This window comes from Lutimaribacter degradans, from assembly GCF_023703375.1.
In the GTDB taxonomy this organism is placed as follows: domain Bacteria; phylum Pseudomonadota; class Alphaproteobacteria; order Rhodobacterales; family Rhodobacteraceae; genus Lutimaribacter; species Lutimaribacter degradans.
Genome location: NZ_JAMQGO010000002.1, coordinates 160,241 through 183,523 on the forward strand (window position 1 = coordinate 160,241; position 23,283 = coordinate 183,523).

24 protein-coding genes are annotated in these 23,283 nt (G+C 64.4%); 13 read left to right on the forward strand and 11 right to left on the reverse strand.

Annotation, left to right across the window (positions count from 1 at the left end; translation table 11 throughout):
• The first annotated feature begins 105 nt into the window (after window positions 1-105).
• Together M8744_RS05245 and M8744_RS05250 are read left to right on the forward strand one after the other, a co-directional pair.
• Window positions 106-1,044 carry a VOC family protein gene (locus M8744_RS05245; RefSeq protein WP_251410554.1) on the forward strand — a complete coding sequence of 313 codons (939 nt, stop codon included), beginning with the start codon at window positions 106-108 and terminating at the stop codon, window positions 1,042-1,044.
• Window positions 1,037-1,657 (forward strand): alpha/beta hydrolase, encoded by a 621-nt coding sequence (locus tag M8744_RS05250; protein WP_251410556.1) that lies wholly within the window; start codon window positions 1,037-1,039, stop codon window positions 1,655-1,657. The genes M8744_RS05245 and M8744_RS05250 overlap by 8 nt, the downstream gene beginning before the upstream one ends.
• Window positions 1,658-1,704: 47 nt before the next feature.
• Here the strand turns inward: M8744_RS05250 and M8744_RS05255 are convergent, their stop codons facing one another.
• The 3 genes from M8744_RS05255 to M8744_RS05265 form a co-directional block, all read right to left on the reverse strand.
• A complete protein-coding gene (locus M8744_RS05255) occupies window positions 1,705-1,875 on the reverse strand; it encodes a YdcH family protein (protein WP_251410559.1) in 171 nt (56 codons plus the stop codon).
• Between the two features lie 106 nt (window positions 1,876-1,981).
• Window positions 1,982-2,728 carry a tRNA1(Val) (adenine(37)-N6)-methyltransferase gene (locus tag M8744_RS05260; RefSeq protein ID WP_251410562.1) on the reverse strand — a complete coding sequence of 249 codons (747 nt, stop codon included), beginning with the start codon at window positions 2,726-2,728 and terminating at the stop codon, window positions 1,982-1,984.
• On the reverse strand, window positions 2,721-2,936 hold the full coding sequence (locus M8744_RS05265) for a putative signal transducing protein (protein ID WP_251410565.1): 216 nt from the start codon (window positions 2,934-2,936) through the stop codon (window positions 2,721-2,723). Before M8744_RS05265 ends, M8744_RS05260 begins: the two co-directional genes overlap by 8 nt.
• Before the next feature lie 55 nt (window positions 2,937-2,991).
• On the opposite strand from M8744_RS05265, the gene M8744_RS05270 reads away from it, so the two are divergent.
• Window positions 2,992-3,993: a polyprenyl synthetase family protein gene (locus M8744_RS05270; RefSeq protein ID WP_251410568.1), complete on the forward strand. Its 1,002-nt coding sequence runs from the start codon at window positions 2,992-2,994 to the stop codon at window positions 3,991-3,993.
• Here the strand turns inward: M8744_RS05270 and M8744_RS05275 are convergent.
• The 3 genes from M8744_RS05275 to M8744_RS05285 form a co-directional block, all read right to left on the reverse strand.
• On the reverse strand, window positions 3,986-4,816 hold the full coding sequence (locus tag M8744_RS05275; protein WP_251410571.1) for a 4-(cytidine 5'-diphospho)-2-C-methyl-D-erythritol kinase: 831 nt from the start codon (window positions 4,814-4,816) through the stop codon (window positions 3,986-3,988). The two genes, M8744_RS05270 and M8744_RS05275, sit on opposite strands and share 8 nt — an antisense overlap.
• A complete protein-coding gene (locus M8744_RS05280; protein WP_251410574.1) occupies window positions 4,806-6,527 on the reverse strand; it encodes a tetratricopeptide repeat protein in 1,722 nt (573 codons plus the stop codon). The genes M8744_RS05275 and M8744_RS05280 overlap by 11 nt, the downstream gene beginning before the upstream one ends.
• Window positions 6,528-6,672: 145 nt before the next feature.
• Window positions 6,673-8,319: an electron transfer flavoprotein-ubiquinone oxidoreductase gene (locus tag M8744_RS05285; RefSeq protein WP_251410576.1), complete on the reverse strand. Its 1,647-nt coding sequence runs from the start codon at window positions 8,317-8,319 to the stop codon at window positions 6,673-6,675.
• Between the two features lie 235 nt (window positions 8,320-8,554).
• Between M8744_RS05285 and greA the strand changes: the two genes are divergently transcribed.
• The 4 genes from greA (at window position 8,555) to M8744_RS05305 (ending at window position 11,215) form a co-directional block, all read left to right on the forward strand.
• The gene (greA, locus tag M8744_RS05290; protein WP_251411135.1) at window positions 8,555-9,025 is read left to right on the forward strand and encodes a transcription elongation factor GreA; all 471 of its coding nucleotides are present in this window, start codon (window positions 8,555-8,557) and stop codon (window positions 9,023-9,025) included.
• A gap of 26 nt (window positions 9,026-9,051) precedes the next feature.
• Window positions 9,052-10,071, forward strand: coding sequence for a hypothetical protein (locus M8744_RS05295; RefSeq protein WP_251410579.1), 1,020 nt, complete (start codon window positions 9,052-9,054; stop codon window positions 10,069-10,071).
• A gap of 101 nt (window positions 10,072-10,172) precedes the next feature.
• Window positions 10,173-10,892: an AzlC family ABC transporter permease gene (locus M8744_RS05300; RefSeq protein WP_251410582.1), complete on the forward strand. Its 720-nt coding sequence runs from the start codon at window positions 10,173-10,175 to the stop codon at window positions 10,890-10,892.
• Window positions 10,889-11,215 (forward strand): AzlD domain-containing protein, encoded by a 327-nt coding sequence (locus M8744_RS05305; RefSeq protein WP_251410585.1) that lies wholly within the window; start codon window positions 10,889-10,891, stop codon window positions 11,213-11,215. The genes M8744_RS05300 and M8744_RS05305 overlap by 4 nt, the downstream gene beginning before the upstream one ends.
• Here the strand turns inward: M8744_RS05305 and M8744_RS05310 are convergent.
• From M8744_RS05310 to M8744_RS05330, 5 genes are all read right to left on the reverse strand, one after another.
• Window positions 11,204-11,845 (reverse strand): hypothetical protein, encoded by a 642-nt coding sequence (locus M8744_RS05310; RefSeq protein WP_353049785.1) that lies wholly within the window; start codon window positions 11,843-11,845, stop codon window positions 11,204-11,206. The genes M8744_RS05305 and M8744_RS05310 overlap by 12 nt on opposite strands.
• 42 nt (window positions 11,846-11,887) lie before the next feature.
• Window positions 11,888-12,022: an aa3-type cytochrome c oxidase subunit IV gene (locus M8744_RS05315; protein ID WP_251410588.1), complete on the reverse strand. Its 135-nt coding sequence runs from the start codon at window positions 12,020-12,022 to the stop codon at window positions 11,888-11,890.
• 87 nt (window positions 12,023-12,109) lie between these two features.
• A complete protein-coding gene (locus tag M8744_RS05320; protein WP_251410591.1) occupies window positions 12,110-12,535 on the reverse strand; it encodes a DUF6173 family protein in 426 nt (141 codons plus the stop codon).
• 5 nt (window positions 12,536-12,540) lie between these two features.
• Window positions 12,541-13,590: an MBL fold metallo-hydrolase gene (locus M8744_RS05325; protein WP_251411141.1), complete on the reverse strand. Its 1,050-nt coding sequence runs from the start codon at window positions 13,588-13,590 to the stop codon at window positions 12,541-12,543.
• Complete coding sequence (locus tag M8744_RS05330) at window positions 13,590-15,275, reverse strand: acyl-CoA dehydrogenase family protein (protein WP_251410593.1); 1,686 nt, start codon at window positions 15,273-15,275, stop codon at window positions 13,590-13,592. The genes M8744_RS05325 and M8744_RS05330 overlap by 1 nt, the downstream gene beginning before the upstream one ends.
• 115 nt (window positions 15,276-15,390) lie before the next feature.
• Here M8744_RS05330 and M8744_RS05335 point away from each other — a divergent pair, with 115 nt between their 5' ends.
• From M8744_RS05335 to M8744_RS05360, 6 genes are all read left to right on the forward strand, one after another.
• Window positions 15,391-16,332, forward strand: a complete 942-nt coding sequence (locus M8744_RS05335) for an L-threonylcarbamoyladenylate synthase (protein ID WP_251410595.1) — start codon at window positions 15,391-15,393, stop codon at window positions 16,330-16,332.
• 39 nt (window positions 16,333-16,371) lie between these two features.
• Window positions 16,372-17,169: a uracil-DNA glycosylase gene (locus M8744_RS05340; protein ID WP_251410598.1), complete on the forward strand. Its 798-nt coding sequence runs from the start codon at window positions 16,372-16,374 to the stop codon at window positions 17,167-17,169.
• Complete coding sequence (locus tag M8744_RS05345; protein ID WP_251410601.1) at window positions 17,169-17,762, forward strand: metallophosphoesterase family protein; 594 nt, start codon at window positions 17,169-17,171, stop codon at window positions 17,760-17,762. Before M8744_RS05340 ends, M8744_RS05345 begins: the two co-directional genes overlap by 1 nt.
• An 11-nt stretch (window positions 17,763-17,773) precedes the next feature.
• Complete coding sequence (gene moaB, locus M8744_RS05350; RefSeq protein WP_251410604.1) at window positions 17,774-18,316, forward strand: molybdenum cofactor biosynthesis protein B; 543 nt, start codon at window positions 17,774-17,776, stop codon at window positions 18,314-18,316.
• A 98-nt stretch (window positions 18,317-18,414) separates the two neighbouring features.
• Window positions 18,415-19,872, forward strand: coding sequence for an efflux RND transporter periplasmic adaptor subunit (locus tag M8744_RS05355; RefSeq protein ID WP_251410607.1), 1,458 nt, complete (start codon window positions 18,415-18,417; stop codon window positions 19,870-19,872).
• A gap of 3 nt (window positions 19,873-19,875) precedes the next feature.
• Window positions 19,876-23,271, forward strand: coding sequence for an efflux RND transporter permease subunit (locus tag M8744_RS05360; RefSeq protein WP_251410610.1), 3,396 nt, complete (start codon window positions 19,876-19,878; stop codon window positions 23,269-23,271).
• The last annotated feature ends 12 nt before the right edge of the window (window positions 23,272-23,283 follow it).

Genomic DNA, 23,283 nt, shown 5'->3' on the forward strand with positions numbered 1-23,283 from the left:
GTCCGGGGCGCGTTTTTTGTGCGGAATTGCACAAATCACGCGCGAAACTGGGCATTTTCGCACCAGACACCGACCACATATGATAAGGTGAACGGAGGATTTGCCATGCTGACCCAGATAAACGGATTGCACCACGTCACCTCGCTGGCCAGCGATGCCCAGCAAAACAACGATTTTTTTACCAAGACGCTCGGTTTGCGACGGGTGAAGAAAACGGTGAATTTCGACGCGCCCGAAGTGTATCACCTGTATTACGGCGACGAGATCGGCACGCCCGGCACCGTGATGACCTATTTCCCCTTCCCCGGCGCGCGCCGCGGACGGCCAGGCGCTGGCGAGGTCGCGGTGACCGCCTTTTCCATCCCCAAGGGCAGCCGCGATTGGTGGGCCAACCGGCTGGCCGCGCAGGGGGTGCAAAACATCATCAGCCAAGACCAGCTTGGCGAGGTGCGGCTGCGCTTTGACGGACCTGATGGCGACGGTTTTGCACTGGTCGAAACCGACGATGCGCGCGCGCCCTGGACGGGTGGCGACATCGGCGCCGACCATGCCATCCGGGGCTTTCATTCCACGCAGATGCGCCTGGCCGATCAAGGTGCCACGGCCGAGCTTTTGCGCTTCATGGGGTATGAGCAGCGCGGCACCGAGGGTGATATCACGCGGTTCGCGATTGCCGGGGGCCCTGGAAACGGCGCCAATGTGATTGATATCGAAACCCTGCCCAATGCCCCCGCCGCCGCGCAAGGTGCCGGATCGGTTCATCATATCGCGTTCTCTGTGAATGACCGGGCCGCGCAGGCCGAGGTGCGCAAGGCGCTGATCGACACGGGTTTCCAGGTGACCCCGGTGATCGACCGTGATTATTTCTGGGCGATCTATTTCCGCGCGCCGGGCGGCGTGCTGTTCGAGGTGGCCACGAACGAGCCCGGCTTTGACCGGGACGAAGATCGCGCCCACCTGGGCGAGGCGCTGAAATTGCCTGACCAACACGCCCATCTGCGCGCGGTTCTGGAGGCCGAGCACCTGCCCCCAATCCATGACTGATCTGCATTTCATCGAAACCCTGGGCGCCCCGACCGGCCCCTTGGTGATCACCTTTCACGGAACGGGCGGGGACGAGATGCAGTTGCACCCATTGGCACAGCAGTTGGTGCCGGGTGCGAACGTGGTTTCCCCGCGCGGGCAAGTGCGCGAGGGCGGCGCCAACCGTTTTTTCCGACGCTTGGCCGAAGGCGTCTACGACATGGACGACATGGCCAGGCGTCGCGACGCACTTGGCTCCTTCATCCGCACGCTAAAGGCCCGTCTTACGCCGTCACGCGTGATTGCGCTTGGCTATTCCAACGGGGCCAATATCGCTGCCGCGATCAGCTTCGTGGCGCCCGACCTGCTGGATGACCTGGTGCTGATGCACCCGCTGATCCCGTGGACACCGGAACCGCAACCCGGCCTTTCAGATCGACGCATCCTGGTAACCGCCGGTCGGCATGATCCGATTTGCCCCGCCGACCAGACACAGGGGTTGGCCGATTGGTACAGGGCACAGGGTGCCGGGGTCGATTTGCTGTGGCACGACGGCGGACACGAGATTCGGCCCGACGAGCTTGACCGTGCGGCAGAGTTTCTGCGACCGGCGCATTCGCATCGGGCCGAATAGGGCCGCGGCCTGTTTCGCCATGGCGGCAGGGCCGCGATGGCAAAACGTCACGACGTGGCTGTCAGCCTTTCGATTTCGTCTTTCAGGCGCAGTTTCTGTTTTTTCAGTTCTGCGATTTCGGCATCAGGAGTGCCGGGCGCGCGCAGCGCCTGTTCAACCTGCTCCGAGAGGGTGTGGTGTTTTTTCTTCAGTTCCTCGATATGCGAACTCAAGGCCATTGGCGTCCTCCTCTCGTTTCATGACTACCAGGTAACAGTGCAGCACATTCGCACCTGCCTGTCACGCCGCAGCCGCAGCATGTGGCAAATAATCTCTTACCAAACCTTATGGAAACGGCAGGGCCGCTGCATCATGCAGCACCGCGCGGATCAGCGGGGCATAGTCGGGCCGGTCACTTTCGTGCCTGTCAGACAGGTGAATCTGCACACCCGCATGCAACCGGAACGCGGCCCGGCCACCTTTTCGGCCACGGATCAACACCAGCTGGCTGTCGCGCCCCGGACGGGGCATCAAGGGCAGCACGCGCACCGAGCCGAGGAACCGCGTGAAAAGCGCCAACAGCTCGGGCAGGCGGTCGGCGCGCTGGATCATCGTGACCTCGCCCCGGTCGCGCACGCGCCGGGCACCCGCGCGCACCCATGCCGCAAGCGTGGCGCCCTCGCCCATGGCGGTTTCGCGGCCCTCGTCGCGGGCGGGCGTGGTCCGGTCGCGCAGGAAATAGGGCGGGTTGGCAATCACGTGGTCGAATTGCCGGTCGCGCACGGCGCGGGGCATATCCGTCAGGTCGCCCTGCACCACGTCGAAGGCCAGCCCGTTTTCAAGCGCATTGCGTTGCGCCAGCGCGGCATAGGCGGCCTGCACCTCCAGCCCCGTCACCTGTGCACTGCCCAGCCGTGCGGCCACGCAAAGCCCGGCTGCCCCCACGCCGCACCCCATGTCTAGCACGCTGCGCGCGGTTTCAGGCACAGTGGCGGCAAGAATCACCGGATCGACACCCGCACGATACCCTCGTCGCGGTTGCCACAGCTGCAGCCGCCCCCCCAGGAACCCATCCCGGGTCAGGTCATTCATCCAGCTCGATCCCGTTGTCGCGCATCGCCCGTTGCGCCTGGGCCAGGTCTTCGTCGCGCACCATCAGGCGGCGCGGCAAAATGCCAATCGACCCTTCCAGGGCGCTCATGTTTACGTCAAGTTCGAAGCAGGCTATATCCTCGCCTTGAAGCAGCGCCTTGGCAAAGGCGATTACAGTCGGGTCGTTGGTGCGTAAAAGCTGTTTCATGGCACCGAGATAAGGGCATGGCCATGCAAATGTCGAGCCATGCAATGGGGAACACATGAGCCTGGACAACGCCACCACCAAACCGCACGAGGAACTGGCCCGCGCCTTGGACGACGGCATGACCGCAGTCAACGCGCTGATCCGCGATCGCATGGCCAGCGAACACGCCCCCCGCATCCCCGAGGTCACGGCCCACCTGGTCGAGGCGGGCGGCAAGCGCCTGCGCCCGATGCTGGTGCTGGCGGCGGCGCGCATATGCGGCTATCCAGGCCCGTACGATGTGCACCTGGCCGCCACGGTCGAGTTCATTCACACCGCCACCTTGCTGCATGACGATGTGGTGGATGAAAGCCGCCAACGCCGCGGACGGCCCACGGCCAACCTTTTGTGGGACAACAAGTCAAGCGTGCTGGTCGGCGACTACCTGTTCGCCCGCGCGTTCCAGTTGATGGTCGAGCCGGGCAACCTGCGGGTTCTGTCGATCCTGTCGAACGCGGCCGCCACGATTGCCGAGGGCGAAGTGCTGCAACTCAGCGCGGCGCAGGATCTGCGCACAAGCGAAGACATCTACCTTAAGGTCGTGCGCGGCAAGACAGCGGCGCTTTTCTCGGCCGCGACCGAGGCGGGCGGCGTGATCGCCGGCGCCAACAATGATCAGGTGCAGGCGCTGTTCGATTACGGAGATGCGCTGGGAATCGCGTTCCAGATCGTCGATGACCTGCTGGATTACCAAGGTGACGCCAAGGCCACGGGCAAGAACGTGGGCGACGATTTCCGCGAACGCAAGCTGACCCTGCCCGTCATCAAGGCCGTGGCGAAGGCCGATGACGAGGAACGGGCCTTTTGGGCGCGGACGATCGAAAAGGGCAAACAAGAGGACGGCGACCTGGAGCACGCGATCACGTTGCTGAACAAGCATGACGCGCTTGAAGAAACGCGCGCCGACGCGCTGGCCTGGGCGGCCAAGGCCAAGGCGGCGATGGCCACCCTGCCCCAAAGCGACCTGCGGCGAATGTTGATCGACCTTGCCGATTACGTGGTGGCGCGGATCAACTGATCGCGGCCGGGCGCGCGCCGATGCTGCGCGTGGGCTGCACCCACCAATCGGGGTGCTGCGCGGCGATCCGCGCGGCAGCGGAGCGCGCCTGTTCGGCATCGGGGTAGATACCGAAACATGTTGCGCCCGAGCCTGACATGCGCGCCAGTTCGGCGTCGTGCTCCAAGGCGGCAAGTGCGGTTGCAATCTGCGGCGCCAGTCGAATGGCCGGCGCGGTCAGGTCGTTGCGCTGACGGCACAGCCAGTCAACCAGCCAACCGCGGTCGGACCAGGTTCCCACGCCCTCCATCGGGTCGTTCATCTTGTCTTCCAGCGCGCCGAAAACCGTGGGCGTGGGCAGGTGTCCGCCAGGGTTGACCAGCACCAGGTCCAGCGCCGGCGTATTGCTGAGCGGCGTCAGGATCTCGCCGATGCCCTGCACGCGCTTGGCCACTGCGCTCAGGCATACGGGCACATCGGCACCCAGCGCCTCGGCACTGTCGAGATCGGGCTGTCCCAACATCCGCAGTGCCGCCGCCGCGTCCGCCGATCCGCCTCCGATTCCCGCCCCGTGCGGCAGGTTTTTTTCCAAGGTGATATGCCCCGTCCAACCCGCCAGTTCCGCCGCGCGCCAGACCAGGTTGCTGCCGTCCGCGGGCACGCCCGCGGCAAAGGGCCCCGTTACCGCCAGCGAAAGGCGCGGCCCGGGGTCAAAGGCCAACCTGTCGCCCACGGCTGCGAACACCACCAGCGAATCCAGCATGTGGTAGCCATCGGGCCGCTGCGCGGTAACATGCAGGGTCAGGTTGATCTTGGCAGGCGCGAATGACTCTTCAGTCGCCATTTGCCACCTTCAAGGGCGGGGCGCCCTCTTCGGCCAGAACCTGGTCGAGCCCGACCTCCAGCTTGCGGCGGATACGGTCGGGGTCAACATCATCGCTAGAGTCCGACGTACCGTAGAACGACAACGCGCGCCGCCATTGGAACCGGGCCTCGAGCTTGCGGCCCACTGCCCAATAGACATCGCCCAGGTGGTCATTTACCACCGGGTCGGTCGGCATCAGTTCCGTGGCGTGCTCCATGTGGTCCACCGCTTCGTCATAGCGGCCAAGGCGGTAAAGCACCCAACCCAGGCTGTCGACGATATAGCCACTGTCGGGCCGTGCGGCGACTGCGCGCTCGATCATGTCCAGCGCCTCGTCCAGCTTTTCCTGTTTCTCGACCAGCGAATAACCAAGGTAGTTCAATACCTGCGGCTGCTCGGGGTTCAGCTCCAGCGCCCGGCGGAAATCGGCTTCGGCCTTGTCCCAGAGATCCAACCTTTCATGGCTGATCGCGCGGGCGTAAAACAGGAACCATTGCTGCGTTTCCGGGTCATCGAACAAGTCGATCGCCGCAGTATAGGCTTCGGCGGCGGCCTCGTAATCCTTGGTCTGGCGCATCAGGTCGCCCAACGTCATGTGCACGATCGGCAGATCGCCATGGGACTTGGTCAGTTGCTCAAGCACGTCGATAGCATCATCGATGCGGTCGACCGCGCTCAACGCGGCGGCGCGGCCCAGCTCGGCGGCGTGAAACGACGGGTGATCCGGCGGCAGCCGCTTGTAGGTATCCACCGCGAGTTCGAACTGTTCGAGGCTTTCCAGCATCTGCGCCGACAAAAGCACCGCGTCGCCGTGATCGGGGCGCAGGTGCTCGGCCACGCGGCTGTAAACCAGAGTGTAATCCGGGCCAGCCTCGTTCGACAGGGCCGCGGCAACGGTATAGAACACTTCGGCCACGCCATCCTGGGGCGAAGTGATGAACTCGAAGCGGATCGTTTCATCGGCCTGTAGCCGCGCCTGCATGTCACGCAAAGCAGGATCGAGATCGGCGCCGAACAGCGTGTCGAGCAACTCCAGCGCCGCGTCGTTCTTGTCGAGTTGGCTCAGAACCTGCATCCGCGCGATCGTGGCGCGGCGGGTCATCTGCAATGGCCCGGCACCATCCGCGGCATAGATTGCCTCGGCGCCTTCGAAATCCCCGACCAGCGCCAAGACCAGCGCCTTGTGATACAGGGCAAACCCGCTAAGCCCCTGTTCGGCCGCCAGCGCATCGAAGGCCGCCAGCGCCTCGTTCGCGGCACCGTTGCCCATATGTGCCCAGCCCCGCAGCAAGCCGTCAACCAGCGGGCCGACGCCGCGCCCGTCATCCAACCGGGTCAGCAGCGCGCGGTAATCGCCGTTCTCCACCTCGTCGGCCACAAGCACCATTTGGGCGATCTGACTGGAAAGGCCGTCGGCCTCCATCTTGCGGGCGCTTGGCACGGCGCGCGGCAGGTTGCCCAGCGCCAATTGCGACAGCGTGGCATCCTCCAGAAGCGTGGGGTTGGACGGATCACGCGCCAGCGCCCGGGTGAAATACTGTGCCGCCGCCGCGTAATCGGCGGCCAAAGCGGCCTGTCGTGCGGCCAGGTACGAGCCAGACAAACCGTTCGACGCAACCGCCTGTGCGCCGGAAAACCCCAGGATGGCGGCCGCTACCGCGCCGATGAACCGTTTCTTTGCGAATGCCACTATGGTGTCCTTATCCCTGCTTTAACGCCAAGGTAACGCAGATGCCCCGAAACGCAATGCAAGCAGGCCCGGGGCGCGACAATGCGCGGCAGACTGCAAACAGGCGACCACCGGGGCCGCCTGCCTGATAGAACCCTGGCAAGGATCACATGTTGGGATAGTTCGGCCCATCCCCGCCCTGCGGTGTCGTCCAGTTGATGTTCTGGGTTGGATCCTTGATGTCACAGGTCTTGCAATGCACGCAGTTCTGAAAGTTGATCACGAACTCGGACTTGCCGTCCTTTTCAACGAACTCGTACACCCCGGCAGGGCAATAGCGCGCCGATGGCCCCGCGTATTTGGGCAGGTTCACCTCGACCGGCACTGCGTCATCCTTCAGCTTCAAGTGACAGGGCTGGCTTTCCTCGTGATTTGTCATCGAGAAGCTGACATTCGTCAGCCTGTCAAAGCTGAGCTTGCCGTCAGGCTTGGGATAAGTGATTTCGCTGTGTTTCGCGGCCGGTTCAGTGGCTTCGGCATCCGATTTGCCGTGGCCCAAGGTACCGAACAGCGAAAAGCCCAGCGTGTTGGTCCACATGTCCATGCCACCCAGCACCAGGCTGGCCGTCAGCCCGTATTTCGACCAAAGCGGCTTGACGTTTCGAACCTTTTTCAGGTCGGCACCGATGGCACCCTCGCGCACGTCTTTCTCGTAGGCGTTCAACTCATCCGACTGGCGGCCTGCCTTGAGCGCCTCGACGGCGGCCTCGGCTGCGGCCTTGCCCGACAGCATGGCGTTATGGTTGCCCTTGATTCGCGGCACGTTGACCATGCCCACCGAACAGCCCAGCAACGCGACGCCCGGCGCCACCATCTTGGGCATGGATTGATAGCCACCCTCGGAAATCGCCCGCGCGCCATAGGCCACGCGCTTGCCGCCCTTCAGCAGGTCGGCCACCATCGGGTGGTGCTTGAAACGCTGGAATTCCATGTAGGGGAACAGGTGCGGGTTCTTGTAGTTCAGGTGCACCACGAAGCCGACATAGACCTGATTGTTTTCCAGGTGATAGATGAACGAGCCCCCGCCCGCGTTCGAGCCAAGCGGCCAACCCATCGTGTGGGTGACCGTGCCCTCACGGTGCTTTTCGGGGTCGATTTCCCAGATCTCTTTCATGCCAAGGCCGAATTTCTGCGGCTCGTGGCCCTTTTGCAGATCGTACTTGGCAATCACTTCCTTGGCCAGGCTGCCACGCACGCCCTCGGACAGGAAGACGTATTTGCCGTGCAGCTCCATCCCCGGTTCGGTGTTGGGCCCGATCGAGCCATCGGGTTCCAGCCCGAACACGCCCGCGACCACGCCTTTCACCTCGCCGTTGTCGCCGTAGACCAGTTCGGAACACGACATGCCGGGGAAAATCTCGACGCCCAGTTCCTCGGCCTGTTCGGCCATCCAGCGGCACACGTTGCCCATGCTGACGATATAGTTGCCGTGGTTGTTCATCAGCGGCGGCATCGGCCAGTTGGGAACGCGCACCTGGCCCGCTTCACCCAGCATGTAGAAATTGTCTTCGCGCACGGGCACGTTGAGGGGGGCGCCCTTTTCCTTCCAATCGGGGATCAGCGCATCCAGCCCGCACGGGTCCAGAACCGCGCCCGACAGGATATGCGCCCCCACCTCCGAGCCCTTTTCAAGCACGACCACGTTCAGGTCGGCATCAAGCTGCTTGAGACGGATCGCGGCCGACAGGCCGGCCGGCCCTGCGCCCACGATGACGACGTCATATTCCATGGCTTCGCGTTCGATTTCCGACATGCTGGCTCCCTCAGGCTATGGCGCGCAATAAAATTTCCAACGTGGATACCGCGCTGCAGCAACACACGTCAATTGCAACACAACGTTAAACCATGTGAAATGCGCGACAAGGGGCGCGCGCGTGGAATTGCGCAGGCACGTCGCGTCGTCTATTGCGTTGCCAAGCCCGGTTGGGGCAGGTTTGACCGAACAGTTTGAAATGACCGTGGTCCACGTGACGACCAAGGGAGATACCATGGAAAAGATACCGATGACGCGCGCGGGGCACACCGCGCTGGAAGCCGAGTTGAAGCACCTGAAATCCGAGGAACGCCCCGCGATCATCAAGGCGATCGCCGAGGCGCGCGAACATGGCGACCTGTCGGAAAACGCCGAATACCACTCGGCGCGCGAGAAACAGTCTTTCATCGAGGGCCGCATCAAGGAACTCGAGGGCGTGATCAGCCTGGCCGAGGTGATCGACCCCACCAAGCTGTCAGGCACCATAAAGTTCGGCGCCACCGTGACGCTGGTGGACGAGGATACCGACGAGGAAAAAACCTGGCAGATCGTAGGCGAGCACGAGGCCAATATCGAAAAGGGCCTGCTGAACATCAAGTCGCCCATCGCCCGTGCATTGATTGGCAAGGAAGAGGGCGACAGCGTCGAAGTGCGCACGCCCGGGGGTGAGAAATCCTACGAAGTGCTCAAGATCGAATACAAGTAACGCCAAGCCAGCAATTGGAATCGGGGATGGCCAAAGCGAACGAGAGCAAGCCGACACCGCTGGGCCTGTATGACCGGCCCTCTCAGCAGCGCATTACCGCGATCGAACTGGTCGCCATTGCCCTTTCGCTGCTCTGGCTTGCGGGGGCAGCGGCGTTCTTCCTGGTGCTTTCGCCCGATCCGGCCAAAGGCGAAAGCGGCGGCTTGCGCTTCCTGATGACCATGCTGGCCATCTTCATGCCGGTCGCGATGATCTGGGTGGCGGCCACCGCCGCCCGCGCCAGCCGGATCATGCGCGACGAAAGCCAACGGCTGCAAACCGCCATCGACGCGATCCGCCAAGCCTATATCGCCCAGGCCCAAGGCCGCGACCTGGGCGCGGAGCCATCGGTGGCGCGCAAGCTGGACGAGATTGCCGAGACCGCGCGCAAGACCGAAACGGCCTTGGCCACTTTCACCTCGTCACGCCATGCCGAACCCGCCGCGATACGCCCTGCCCCCCCGCAGCCCCCGGCCCCCGCCGGGGACGACCAGGCGGCGCTGCCGCTGGGCACCTCGGCCGAAGACATGGCCCCCCCGCTGGACCGGGCCGATTTCATACGCGCGCTGAACTTCCCCGAAACCGCCGAGGATGAAGAAGGCTTCGCCGCCTTGCGCAAGGCGCTGCGCGACCGGCAGGCCAAGGATCTGATCCAGGCCAGCCAGGACGTTCTGACCCTGCTCAGCCAGGATGGCATCTACATGGATGATTTGCGCCCCGACCTGGCCCGCCCCGAGATCTGGCGCCGCTTCGCCACCGGCGAACGCGGGCGCGTGATCGCGGCTTTGGGCGGCATCCGCGACCGCTCGTCGCTGGCACTGGCCGCCGGGCGGATGAAGCAAGACCCGATTTTCCGCGATACTGCGCATCATTTCCTGCGCAAGTTCGACCGCATGTTCATCGCTTTCGAACAAACGGCGACCGACACCGATATCCAGGATCTTGCCGGCACCCGCACCGCCCGCGCCTTCATGCTGCTGGGCCGTGTTGCGGGTATGTTCGACTAGGCTCGGCACCGGCATTACCGCACCGTCTTTGTGCAAGTGGTGCGTTGCATCCCCGGTGGCGGGGCGATACCCCTTGGCTGATCAGGATATGGGGCAGTGCCATGACCGATGAAAACCGACCCGCCTTTTGGCAGGGTGTCCGCGATGGCGCGCCATTTTTCCTGGTGGTGACGCCTTTTGCCATGCTGTTCGGCGTTGTCGCGACCGAGGCCGGGTTGAACGTGTTCGAGGCACTGTCCTTCTCGGTGGTGGTGATCGCGGGGGCGGCGCAGTTCACCGCGCTTCAGCTTCTGGTCGACCAGGCGCCGCTTTTCGTGGTGCTGGCCTCGGCACTGGCGGTAAACCTGCGCATGGCGATGTATTCGGCCTCTCTTACGCCGCACCTGGGGCGCGCGCCGATGTGGCAGCGGGCGCTGATCGCTTATTTCCTTGTCGATCAATCCTATGCCAGTGCCATCATCACCTACGAACGCGAACGCGACTGGTCGGTGGCGCAAAAGGTCGCCTATTTCTTTGGCGTCATCCTGCCGATCTGTCCGATGTGGTATGCCATGACCGTGGTCGGCGCTTTGATTGGCAGCGCCATCCCGCCCGAACTGGGCCTGGATTTCGCGGTGCCCATCACCTTTATCGCGCTGATCGCACCGATGTTGCGCACCGGCGCGCACCGGGCGGCGGCGCTGGCCTCGGTCCTGTTGGCACTGGGGTTTGCCTGGGTGCCCTATAACCTCGGGCTTATCGTGGCCGGGCTTGGCGGCATGATCGTAGGCGCGCAGGTCGAGCTGGTGCTAAGACGCCGGGGATTGTGGGTGGATCCATGATAGACCGCTTCGAACTATGGGTTGTGATCCTCGGGCTGGGCGTGGGCAGTTTCGCCCTGCGCTTTGTCTTCCTCGGCCTGATCGGTGAAAAACCCCTGCCCGACTGGGTGTTGCGCCATCTGCGCTACACCGCCGTTGCTGTTTTGCCGGCCATCGTGGCGCCCCTGGTGGTGTGGCCCGCCGCGACCGGCGGCGCGTTTGACCCGGTGCGTGCCACCGCGGCGGTCGTGACTCTGGCTGTGGGATATTTTTCCAAGAACGTGTTGCTGGCCATAGGCCTGGGCGCCGGCAGCTTGCTGGGCGGGCTGTATCTATTCGGCTGAACGCGCCACACGCTGGGCCGCCGCTCGATCCGGGTCGAATGTCTCAAGCACGCTGCGATTGTCGTCCGAGTCATATTCGTAAAGCTCGCGCGTGGTGACACCGCCGATCTCGCCGAAATCCCTTGCCAGCTTGTTCGGATACCACGTGCTCTGGATGCCGAGTTGCTCATAGCGCGACAGGATTTCTGAAACGCTGGCCGCGCAGCGCGCGTCGGGCTGTCGCCCGGCAGCCCTTACATCGCGCAAGATCGCCTCGGCCAGTTCGGCCGAAACTTCCAGCCACTGAACCTGCACATGGTATGTCTCGCGGGCATGAAAGCGCGTGTAGACATCCAGCAACTGCGGCGTCACGCCATAGACAACATCGCCGCTGCGAATGATCGCCTCGTTGCGAAACGAGCCCGCCGGGTCGAAAATCACCCGTTGGCTGCCATTGACCATAAGCGCGGTATGGGCGCCCGCGCCGGTCGTGTTGCTTTTCATGGTGAAAAGCGTCAGCGCCGGCGGGCCGTCATGGCGGTACTGGGCCTGCTGGATCGTCTCGGGGCTGCGTGGAATCTCGGGTTTGACCGTGCAGCCCGCAAGCGTCACCGCACAGAACAAGGCAACCAGAATGCCACGTATACCCACCCCCGAACTCCTTACCTGTCCCACTCAAGGCGGGCTAGTGGATCAACCGTTGAAGATCGCGATGAAAATCAACGTCGCGATGATCGCGATGACCGACCATTTCACCCATTTGATGAAGGCGTCAAAGGTTTTCTCCTGGACGGTGATATCCATTTCACCATGCTTGTGATCAGCCATGTATCCTGTCCTTGTCGATGGTCCCGAAAGCATTCGGTTCGTTGCTTAGCGGATTCAGAAATGCCTGTCACCCACCAAGCGGCAGGCTCAGGCTTTTTCCAGGCCCTGCGCGAGGCGAAACCCGATGCGGCGCGGCTCTTTCTCTGTCAGGGGTTTGGGAAGCGCACGCAACATCACGCTCAATTGGCTGACATGCTGGATGTACTGCGTTCGCGCGCCATCCGCGTCGGTGCCGTAAAAGGTGATCATGTCAGGGTCGAAAAACCCCATGCCCTCGATCCGCAGCACGCCCACGTCGCCGCCTGTAAACCCCATCGCGACCTCGTGCTCGCTGTCCAGCTGCGCCTCGAAATCGCGAATATACAGGATCAGCCGCTCATACGCCCATTCGGCGGGGCTTTTTTCCTCGGTAGGGTCGATTGTCGTTTCCGAGGTCTCCTCGGGGGCGTCGGCATGCACCTCGTGCCGACGGGGCGACGCGGCGGCATCGCGGGCGGGTTTCTCGTCGCTCATGTCGCTCAGCCCCCTTGCGCAAGATGCCAAAGCCAGGCGCCATCCTCCCTGCGTTGGCGGGTGACCTCTCCAAGGTGCAGCAGGTGATTGAGATGGGCAACCGTCTCTGACAGAGCCAGCCCGTAAGTGCCCGCATCGATCTGGCGCTTGAATAGCGGCGGAAAACACTCGCCCGCCACGCGAGGCACCTCCAGATGCGCGCGCAACCGCCTGAGTGCGCCGTGATGGTTTTCAGCCAGTTGATGCATCCGCAGGGGCAGCCCGGTAAAGGGCAGCTTGTGCCCACCCAGAACCAGGTGATCCTCGCGGGCCAAAGGTGCAAGCCGCGCGCAGCTTTCCAGCCATTCCGCCAGCGGATCGGCCAACGGCTCGGCCGGGTGCACGCCGATATTGGGGCTGATCGACGGCAGCATCTGGTCGCCCGCGAGAACCAGGTTGTCCTCACGGCTCCAGAGCGTCAGATGCTCGGGCGCGTGGCCATTGCCGACATGCACATCCCAGGTGCGGCCAGCGGCGGTGACGGTGTCGCCTTGTTGCAGCCGAACAAATCCGGTGGGCAGCATGTGCGACATGTCAGACAGGTTGAACGGCCGTTCGTCCATGCGTTTTTGATAGATCTCAGGCGCCATGCCGGCATCGCGCCAGAATTGCTGAGCCTGCGGGCTTGGCGTTTCCTCGGTATCCAGCATCAGCATCCGGGCATAGGAATAGGTGGTGCGGCTGGTCCAGTTCTCGGCGCCAAACCGCTCCATCAACCATCCCACCATGCCCACGTGATCGGGGTGGTAATGGGTCAGGATCACGCGGCCCACGGGCTTGCCGCGCAGGGGACCGTTCAGGATGTCCTCCCACATGGTGACGGATTTGCGCGTCTTGACGCCGGTATCGACGATCGTCCAGCTATCGCCCTCGTCCAGCGCGTAGATGTTGACGTGATCCAGCGCCATCGGCAGCGGCAGGCGCAACCATAACACCCCCTCGGCCACTTCGCGCGCCAGCCCGGTTTGCGGGGCCTCGTCCCACGGATAGCGGATGCCGTGGCCCGCGCCGTCCATCACGCTGCCAACTCGTCTTCGCTAAGCGCAAACAGGTCATCGGCGCCGGACATCGCGTGGGTCAGCAGCGCGGCATGTTCGGGCAGCAGCCGCGCGATGTAGAACCGCGCCAGCTTTGTCCGCGCCCCCTCGCCTTGCTCGGCCAATGCCGCGCGCAGGTGATAGTGCCCGCCCAGCACGCGGGCAAAGGCGCGCAGGAATGGCACCGACCCGGCAAAGCGGGCCCGCATGTCGCCCTCGGCCACCAACCATTCGACCGCCTCGCGCAGCGTTTCAGAGGCCTGCCAGACCGGCTCGGCCAAGTCGTTGCGCACGGATTCCGCATGGGCCTGTATTTCGTCCAGCAGGCGGAACGCCGCCTCGCCGCCATCCATCATCTTGCGCCCAACCAGGTCCATCGCCTGAATCCCGTTGGTGCCCTCGTAGATCGGGGTGATCCGGGCATCGCGCAGGAATTGCGCCGCGCCGGTTTCCTCGACATAGCCCATACCGCCATGGACCTGGATGCCGATGCTGGCCACGTCGCATCCCACGTCGGTCGCAAAGGCCTTGGCAATCGGCGTCAGCAACGCGGCGCGTGCCTTCCAATCCGGGTCATGGGTGGCAGTTTCCATATCAATGGCCACGGCGCAATTCACCGCGATGGCGCGCGCGGCAAAGGTGTCTGCCTTCATCGTCAGCAGCATCCGGCGTACATCGGCATGGTCGACGATCCGGCCCATCTGCTGGCGGTCGGTGGCATAAGCCAGCGCGTGCTGGTAAGCGCCCTCGGCACAGCCGACGCCCTGCGCCCCCACGGCCAGGCGGGCATTGTTCATCATGGTGAACATCGCGGCCATACCCTTGTTTTCCTCGCCCACAAGCCAGCCGGTGGCACCGTCATACTGCATCACGGCCGTCGGGCTGCCATGAATGCCCATCTTGTGTTCAAGGCTGACCACCTTCAGGTTGTTGGCCACGCCTGGCTTGCCCTCGGCATCGGGTATGAACTTGGGCACCATGAACAGGCTGATGCCCTTGGTGCCTGCGGGCGCATCCGGCAGGCGCGCCAGGACCAGGTGGCAGACATTCTCGGTCAGGTCGTGATCGCCGAACGTGATGTAGATCTTTTGCCCGCTGATTGCATAGGTGCCGTCATCCCTGGGCTCGGCCTTGGTTTTCAAAGCGCCCACGTCGCTGCCAGCCTGCGGCTCGGTCAGGTTCATGGTACCGGTCCATTCGCCGCCGATCAGCTTGGGCAGATAGGTCGCCTTGATCTCGTCGCTGGCATGATGCTCCAGCGCCTCGACCTGGCCTTGGGTCAGCAACGGGCACAGCCCCAGCGACATAGCCGTTGACGCGGCCATTTCGTTGAAGACCGTCGTGATCGCGATGGGCAGCCCCATGCCACCATGCTCTTGCCCGGCCGACAGGGCGATCCAGCCGCCCTCGGCCAGTTGCGCAAAGGCTTCCTTGAAGCCGTCCGACGTGCGCACCACGCCGTTTTCCAGCCGCGCCGGTTGCAGGTCGCCCGCGCGGCGCAGCGGGGCCAGCACGTCTTCGCAGATGCGGCCCGCCCCTTCCAGGATCGCCTCGACCATGTCTGGCGTAGCATCGGCGAACCTGTCGGTCGCCTGCACCTGGGAGAACTCGGACACGTTTTCAAAGATGAACCGAAAATCGTTGATGGGGGCACGATAAGGCATGACTATCTCCTGCGGTGGCAGCTTGGCTTTCCTCTGCGCGGCATGTATGCGCTTGGATCGCCTCGGAACACTAGTTGCCGACCGGCGCGCATCAACTGAAACGCGGCGTCAGACCATGGGTAAAACAGAGCATTTGCAGGGTGACGCAACCGGAATAGTCCGCGCCGCGGAATTGCTTTCCGAAGGGCGGCTTGTCGCGCTGCCAACCGAAACGGTTTACGGGCTGGCCGGCGACGCCAGGTGCGACCATGCGGTGGCCCGAATCTTTGATGCGAAAGGCAGGCCCAGCTTCAATCCGCTGATCGTGCACTTGCCCGACGCCACCGGCGCGGCCCGGTTCGTGCAATGGACCAAGCGCGCGCAGGCGCTGGCCGATGCGTTCTGGCCCGGTCCGCTAACGCTGGTTCTGCCGCTGAAATATGAGCATGGGCTGTCACCGCTTGTCACAGCCGGGCTTGACACCGTGGCCCTGCGCGTGCCGGCGCATCCCTTGGCCCAGGCGGTGCTGCGCGCCTTTGGCGGGCCGGTGGCTGCGCCCTCGGCCAACCCGTCGGGCCGGATCAGCCCCACCACCGCCGCGCATGTGCTGGCCGGGCTCGATGGCCGGATCGACGCGGTGATGGATGGTGGCGCGTGCACGGTTGGGGTGGAAAGCACCATTGTCGGCCTGTCGGGGGCCCCGACCCTGTTGCGCCCCGGTGGCATCGCGCCCGCAGATATCGAGGCCGCGCTTGGCGTGCCGCTGGCCTTGCATGACGGGGCGGCCATCACCGCACCGGGGCAGCTTGGTTCGCATTACGCGCCGGGGGCGCGGGTGCGGCTGGAGGTTACTCAGGCGCAGCCGGGCGAGGTGCTGATCGGGTTCGGGGCAATGGAGTGCGACCTGAATCTGTCACCCGGCGGCGACCTAGTCGAAGCGGCGGCCAACCTGTTCCACCACCTGCACGCAGCAGACCGCGCCGAAATTTCGGGCATTGCCGTGGCGCCGGTGCCCGAGACCGGCCTGGGCCTGGCAATCAATGATCGGCTGCGCCGCGCCGCCGCGCCGCGCGACTGACCCTTTTCGCTTCGGTGCAGAGCGCATAGGTTAAGCGTCATGGATTCGGCAATCGACACACACGCAGCGCTGGCCGCCCTCGAATGGCAGGTCGAGCTTGGCGCGATCGACGCCATCGCCGACGCGCCCGTGAACCGCTACGATCTGCCGAGCGAAGCCCCGGCCAAACCGGCGCAGGCCCAACCCGCGCAAGCGACCGCGGCTACCCCCGGGCCGCCCGCCGCACAGCAGGCCGACGGGGTCGCAATGGCGCGCCAGGCCGCCGAGGCCGCGCAAGACCTCGACGCGTTGCGCGCCACCATGGCAACCTATGAGCATTGCGACCTCAAGCGCGGGGCCCGCAACCTTGTCTTTTGCGACGGCAACCCCGCCGCGCGGGTCATGATCATCGGCGAGGCGCCGGGCCGCGAAGAAGACCGCGAAGGCAAACCTTTCGTCGGGCGCGCGGGCCAGTTGCTTGATCGGATGCTGGCGGCCATCGGCCTTGACCGGCAATCCCAAGACCCCGCACAGGCGGTCTACATCACCAATGTCCTGCCCTGGCGCCCGCCGCAAAACCGCGACCCGAAGCCCGAGGAAATCGCGATGATGCTGCCCTTCATGCAGCGCCACGTGGCGCTGGCCGGGCCCGAGCTGGTCGTGCTGATGGGCAATATCAGCTGCCAGGCTGGGCTGGGCAAACGCGGCATCACCCGATTGCGCGGCCAATGGGCCGAAAGCTATGGCCGCCCGGCGCTGCCGATGTTTCACCCCGCCTACCTGTTGCGCAACCCGCAGGCCAAGCGCGAAGCCTGGGCAGACCTGCTGTCGTTGAAATCGAAACTTGGGGGTGGCTGATGCATATCATGGCCTTTTCCGACCTTCACATGGCCGCCAATCGCGCCGAAACCCTGGTCGAGGCCAGCACCGAGGCCGACCTGGTGATCGGAGCGGGCGATTTCTGCAACATGCGCGAGGGGCTGGATGAAGCAATGGAGATGCTGCAAGGCATCATGGCACCGATGATCGTCGTGCCGGGCAACGCCGAAAGCGCCAAAGAACTGCGCGCGATGGCCCGCCCGAACATGACCGTGCTGCATGGCGAGAGCACCGAACATGACGGGCTTTGCATCCTTGGCCTGGGCTACGGCGTGCCCACAACGCCCTTTGGCCCCTGGTCCTGCGACCTGTCGGAAGACGAGGCCGCAAGCATGCTGGCCCCGTTCGAGATGGCCGACCTGCTGGTCACCCATTCGCCCCCAAGGGGCGTGGCCGACATCACGTCGGGCGGGCAATCCGTGGGCTCGGTTGCCATTCATGATGCCATCCTGCGGATCGGGCCGAAACTGGTGCTATGCGGCCATATTCACGACAGCTGGGGCAAGTCGGGCACCATAGGCGACGCCAGCGTGCACAATCTTGGCCCCACCCCAAACTGGTTCGAGCTTTGATCGGAGACACAATGTCGCGCATCGACGAAAGCAAAGAGTTCATCCCCGTCCGCATCGCGGTGCTGACGGTCAGCGACACCCGCGGAATCGAGGACGACCGCTCGGGCGATACGCTCGTGCAGCGCATCGAAGAGGCCGGGCATATCCTGGCCGACCGGATGTTGGTGCGCGACGAGCGCGACGCCATCGCCGCACAGCTGCGTGAATGGGTCGAAGACGCCAATGTGGATGTCGTCATCTCGTCCGGGGGCACCGGGCTGACCGGCCGCGACGTGACGGTAGAGGCGCATCGCGACGTCTACGAAAAGGAGATCGACGCCTTTGGCACGGTCTTTACCATCGTCAGCATGCAAAAGATCGGCACCTCGGCCGTGCAATCGCGCGCCACGGGTGGCGTGGCGGGGGGAACCTATCTTTTTGCTCTGCCCGGCAGCACCGGGGCGTGCAAGGATGCCTGGGACGAAATCCTGCAATACCAACTGGATTATCGCCACGCCCCCTGCAATTTCGTACAGATTCTACCCCGGCTCGACGAACACAAGCGACGGAAATAACGCGACCATCCGTAACACCCTTGTGCCTTGGCTTTTGCAAGGCCGTGGCTACACTGAACCGTCGGGTGCGACCCCGATTTACAAGGGTTTGATAATCGATGCGATTCCTGCGGCAAAGCCTGACCGGGCTGATGTTACTGGCTGTCACCTTGGTTGTGCTGGTCTATGCCGGCGTGCTTGTGCGCGACGCGGTCCAGGACCGCATGAATGCAAGCCCCCAGGTGCCTCCGCAGCGCGAACGCGTATTCACGGTCAATGTTCAAACGGCGGTGCCGCGCAGCGTCACGCCCATCCTGACTGCCTTTGGCGAGGTGCAGAGCCTGCGCACGCTTGAACTTCGCGCCGCGGCGAGCGGCACGGTCATCATGCTGTCGGATAATTTCGAAGAAGGCGCACGTGTCGAAAAGGGCGAGGTTTTGCTGCGCATCGACCCGGACAACGCCCAATCGGCGCTGGACCGTGCCGAAAGCGACCTGGCCGATGCCCACGCGGAACAGCGCGAGGCCGCCCGGGCGCTGGAACTGGCCCGCGATGAACTGGCCGCCGCACAAGAACAGGCCGCGCTGCGCGAACGCGCCTTTCAGCGCCAGAAAGATCTCGAGTCGCGCGGCGTGGGCACCGCAGCCGCGGTTGAAACCGCCGAGCTTGCGGCCTCGTCGGCGCGGCAGGCGGTTCTGACGCGACGCCAGGCGTTGAGCCAGGCCGAGGCTCGTGTTGAACGCGCCGAAACCGCGCTGGCGCGTGCGCGCATCGTGCGCGACGAGGCCCGGCGCCGATTGAACGACACGGTGATGCACGCCGAGTTCGACGGCTCGCTGAACGAGGTCAACGTGGTCGAGGGCGGGCTTGTCTCAACCAACGAACGGCTGGCAGAGCTGGTCGATGACACCGCGCTCGAAGTGGCGTTGCGCGTCTCGACGGCGCAATATGCCCGGCTGCTGGATGACGAGGGCCGGCTGAGGCCGCTGCCCGTCACCGTCACGCTCAGCGTGATGGGTGTCGACCTCGAGGCCACCGGCGTTCTGAAGCGCGACAGCGCCGCCGTGGGCGAAGGCCAGAGCGGGCGGCTGATATTTGCACGGCTTGACCGGGCGCGCGGGTTCAAGCCCGGCGATTTCGTGACCGTGCGCGTCAGCGAACCCGAGATCGACAATGTGGTGCGCCTGCCCGCCACCGCGCTGGCCGCCGACGGCACCGTGTTGGTGCTGGGCGATGATGACCGGCTGGCGCCGCTCGCCGTCACGCTGGTGCGCCGGCAGGGCGACGACGTGCTTTTGCGCGGTGACGGCCTGGCCGGGCGCGAGGTGGTGCGCGAACGTTCGCCGCTGCTGGGCGAGGGCATCAAGGTTCGCCCGTTGCGCCAGGATGACCAGGGCGCCGATGCCGCCCCCGCGCTGCTGGACCTTTCCGAGGAACGCCGCGCGCGCCTGGTGGCCTATGTCGAGGGTGACGGCAGCATGACCGAGGCGGTGAAATCGACGATCCTTGATCGCCTGCAACAGCCCCGCGTGCCCGCGCAAATGGTCGAGCGGCTTGAATCGCGGATGGGGGGCTGACCGATGGCACGCCCGATTCCCGCCCGCGCCGGTGGCATCCTGTCCTACTTCACCCGCCACCGCACGGCGGCCAACCTTCTTTTGGTCGTATTGCTCATGCTGGGAGTTGCCGCCGTCCCGCAGATGCGCGCGCAGTTTTTTCCCGACGTGGTGGTAGACAACGTGCGTGTCTCGGTCATCTGGGAAGGGGCCGGCGCCGAGGATGTCGACCGTGCCATCGTGCAGGCGCTGGAACCTTCCCTGCTAGCCGTTGAAGGGGTCGAAAGCTCGTCCAGCACCTCGTTCGAGGGGCGCGCCTCGATCAACCTTGAATTCGAGCCCGGCTATGACATGGGCCGGGCCAGCGATGACGTGCGGCAGGCGATCGACTCGGTCACCACGCTGCCCGACGAGGCCGAAGAGCCCGAACTGGTGCGCGGCGTCTGGTATGATCGCGTGACCGACCTGGTGATCACCGGCCCCGTCGGCACCGAGCAACTTGGGCTTTTCACCGACGAACTGGTGAACCGCCTTTTTGCCGCGGGTGTCACCCGCACCACCATACGCGGCGTCGCCGCGCCACGCACGTTGATCGAGGTGCCCTCGGTCAACCTGATGGCCCATGACGTGACGATCCAGCAGATCGCCGCGGCCATCGCCGAAGAGGTCGATGCCGACCCCGCCGGCGACGTGGACGGTGCCAATGCCCGCGTGCGCACCGGCGTCGAAAAACGCAGCCCCGACCAGATCGAGCAGATCGTGCTGCGCTCGAACCCCGATGGCTCGACCCTGACGGTGGGCGATGTGGCCGAGCTGCGCGTCGAAGGCGTGACCCGCAACCGCAGTTATTTCGTGGGCGATAACCCCGCGATGTCGATCCGCGTTGACCGATCGGCCCAGGGTGATGCCATCGCCATCCAGCGCCAGGTCGAAGATGTCGCGCGCGAGATGCAGGCCACCTTGCCCGAGGGCACCACGATCGACCTGATCCGAACGCGGGCGGAAATGATCAGCGGCCGCCTGAACATCCTTGTCGATAACGGCTTGATGGGGTTGGGGCTGGTGTTGGCGCTGCTGTTTCTGTTTCTCAATGCACGCACCGCCTTCTGGGTGGCCGCGGGTATTCCGGTGGCGATGCTGACAGCCATTTCGCTGATGTATGTGGCCGGGCTGACCATCAACATGATCTCGCTTTTCGCACTGATCATCACGCTGGGCATCGTCGTGGACGATGCCATCGTGGTGGGCGAACATGCCGATGCCCGCGCCCGACGCCTGGGCGAAAGCCCGGTCGAGGCTGCCGAGAACGCCGCCCGCCGCATGGCGATGCCTGTCTTTTCCGCCACGCTGACAACGATCCTCGCCTTTTTCGCGCTGACGGCCATCAGCGGGCGGTTCGGCGACCTGATCTCGGACATACCGTTTACCGTGATCGCGGTTCTGGCCGCGTCACTGATCGAATGTTTCCTGATCCTGCCCCACCACATGGCCCATGCGCTGGCTCACACGGCGAAAGAGCACTGGTATGACGTGCCTTCGCGGATCGTCAACCGGGGGTTTCGCTGGGTTCGCGACCATGTCTTTCGTCGCGTCATCGCCTTGATCATCGTCGCCCGGTATCCGGTGCTGGCCGCGACGGTTCTGATCCTTGCCAGCCAGGTGGCGCTGATTGCACGCGGCGATGTGCCGTGGCGATTTTTCAACGCCCCCGAAAGCAGCAGCGTGACCGGCAATTTTGCCATGCTCCCCGGCGCCAGCCGCGCGGACTCGCTTGAAATGATGCGCGAGATGCAGCGCGCCACTGAAGAGCTGGCCGCCGAATACGAAGACCGATATGGCCGCAACCCACTGGATTACGTGCTGGCCGAGATCGGCGGCAACTCGGGCCGCCCGTTGCCCGGAGCCGATACCAAGGATGCCGACCTGTTGGGTGGCATCGCGATCGAGCTGATAGATGCCGATCTGCGCCCGGAATATTCCAGTTTCCAGTTCGTGGGCGAGTTGCAGGACCGCGTGACCCACCACCCGCTGGCCGAGACCGTCAGCTTCCGCGGCTGGCGGTCGGGACCAGGGGGCGAGGCCCTGGATGTTGAATTCTACGGTGCCGATGCGGGCACGCTGAAAGCGGCCAGCGAGGCGCTCAAAGAGGCGCTGCTGCGCTTTCCCGAGGTATCCGCCGTCGAAGACAACCTGGCCTATGACAAGGAAGAGCTGATACTGGAACTGACACCGCAGGGCCAATCGCTGGGTTTTACCATCGACGCGGTGGGCCGGGTGCTGCGACACCGTCTGAACGGGCTCGAAGCCGCGACCTACCCGCTGGGTCCGCGCAGCGCCGAGATTCGCGTGCAACTGCCCGAAACCGAACAGACCGCGGATTTCGTAGACAGGATGCAGATGCGGGCGCCCTCGGGCTCTTATGTGCCGCTGGCCGATATCGTCAGCGTCGAACGCCAGACCGGCTTTTCCACGGTGCGGCGTGAGAACGGCATACGGCTCATTTCGGTCACCGGCGACATCTCGGAAGACGACCCGGCCCGCGCCGAGGAGGTAATGAGCGCGCTTGAAAACGAGATCCTGCCCGATATCGCCGCGCGCCATCAGGTCGAATGGCGCCTGTCGGGGCTGAGCGAACAGGAAAACGAGTTTCTGCGCGACGCCATGACCGGGCTTATTCTGTGCCTGGCGGGGATCTATGCCGTGCTGGCCTGGGTGTTTTCAAGCTGGACCCGGCCCATCGTGGTGATGGCGATCATTCCCTTCGGCCTGGTGGGTACGATTTGGGGCCATTACATCTGGGATGTGCCGTTGAGCATGTTCACGGTGGTGGGGCTGTTGGGCATGACGGGCATCATCATCAACGACTCGATCGTGCTGGTGACCACGATCGACGAACACGCCGAAACCCGCGGGCTGATCCCGTCGATAATCGACGGCGCCGCCGACCGCTTGCGGCCCGTGATGCTGACAACCCTGACCACGGTTCTGGGCCTGGCGCCATTGCTTTACGAGAAAAGCCAGCAGGCGCAATTCCTGAAACCAACCGTGATCACGCTGGTTTACGGGCTGGGCTTTGGCATGGTGCTGGTGCTCGTCGTGGTTCCCGTGCTGATCGCGATGCAGCGCGATGTCAGCCGCCAGATCGCAGCATTGAAACGCAGCTTGCGCACACGGGCGCTACGCGGGGCGATGAGGCCCGCGTTGGTGCTTATGCTTGCATGGTTCGCCGTCACAATGGGCTGGGCCGCCGTGACCGGCGTGCTGGCGCCCGCGCTGACAAAGCCCCTGCCCGCGCTGGCCGGGCTGCCCGCGCTTGCGGCTGGTGCCGCCTTGTTCCTGGTCGGGGCTGTTGTGCTGGTGCTGGGGCTTTTCGTGGTTCTGGGACTGCGCCACGCGCTGCGCCAACGCAAGCCCGGCTGACCTGACCGCCGG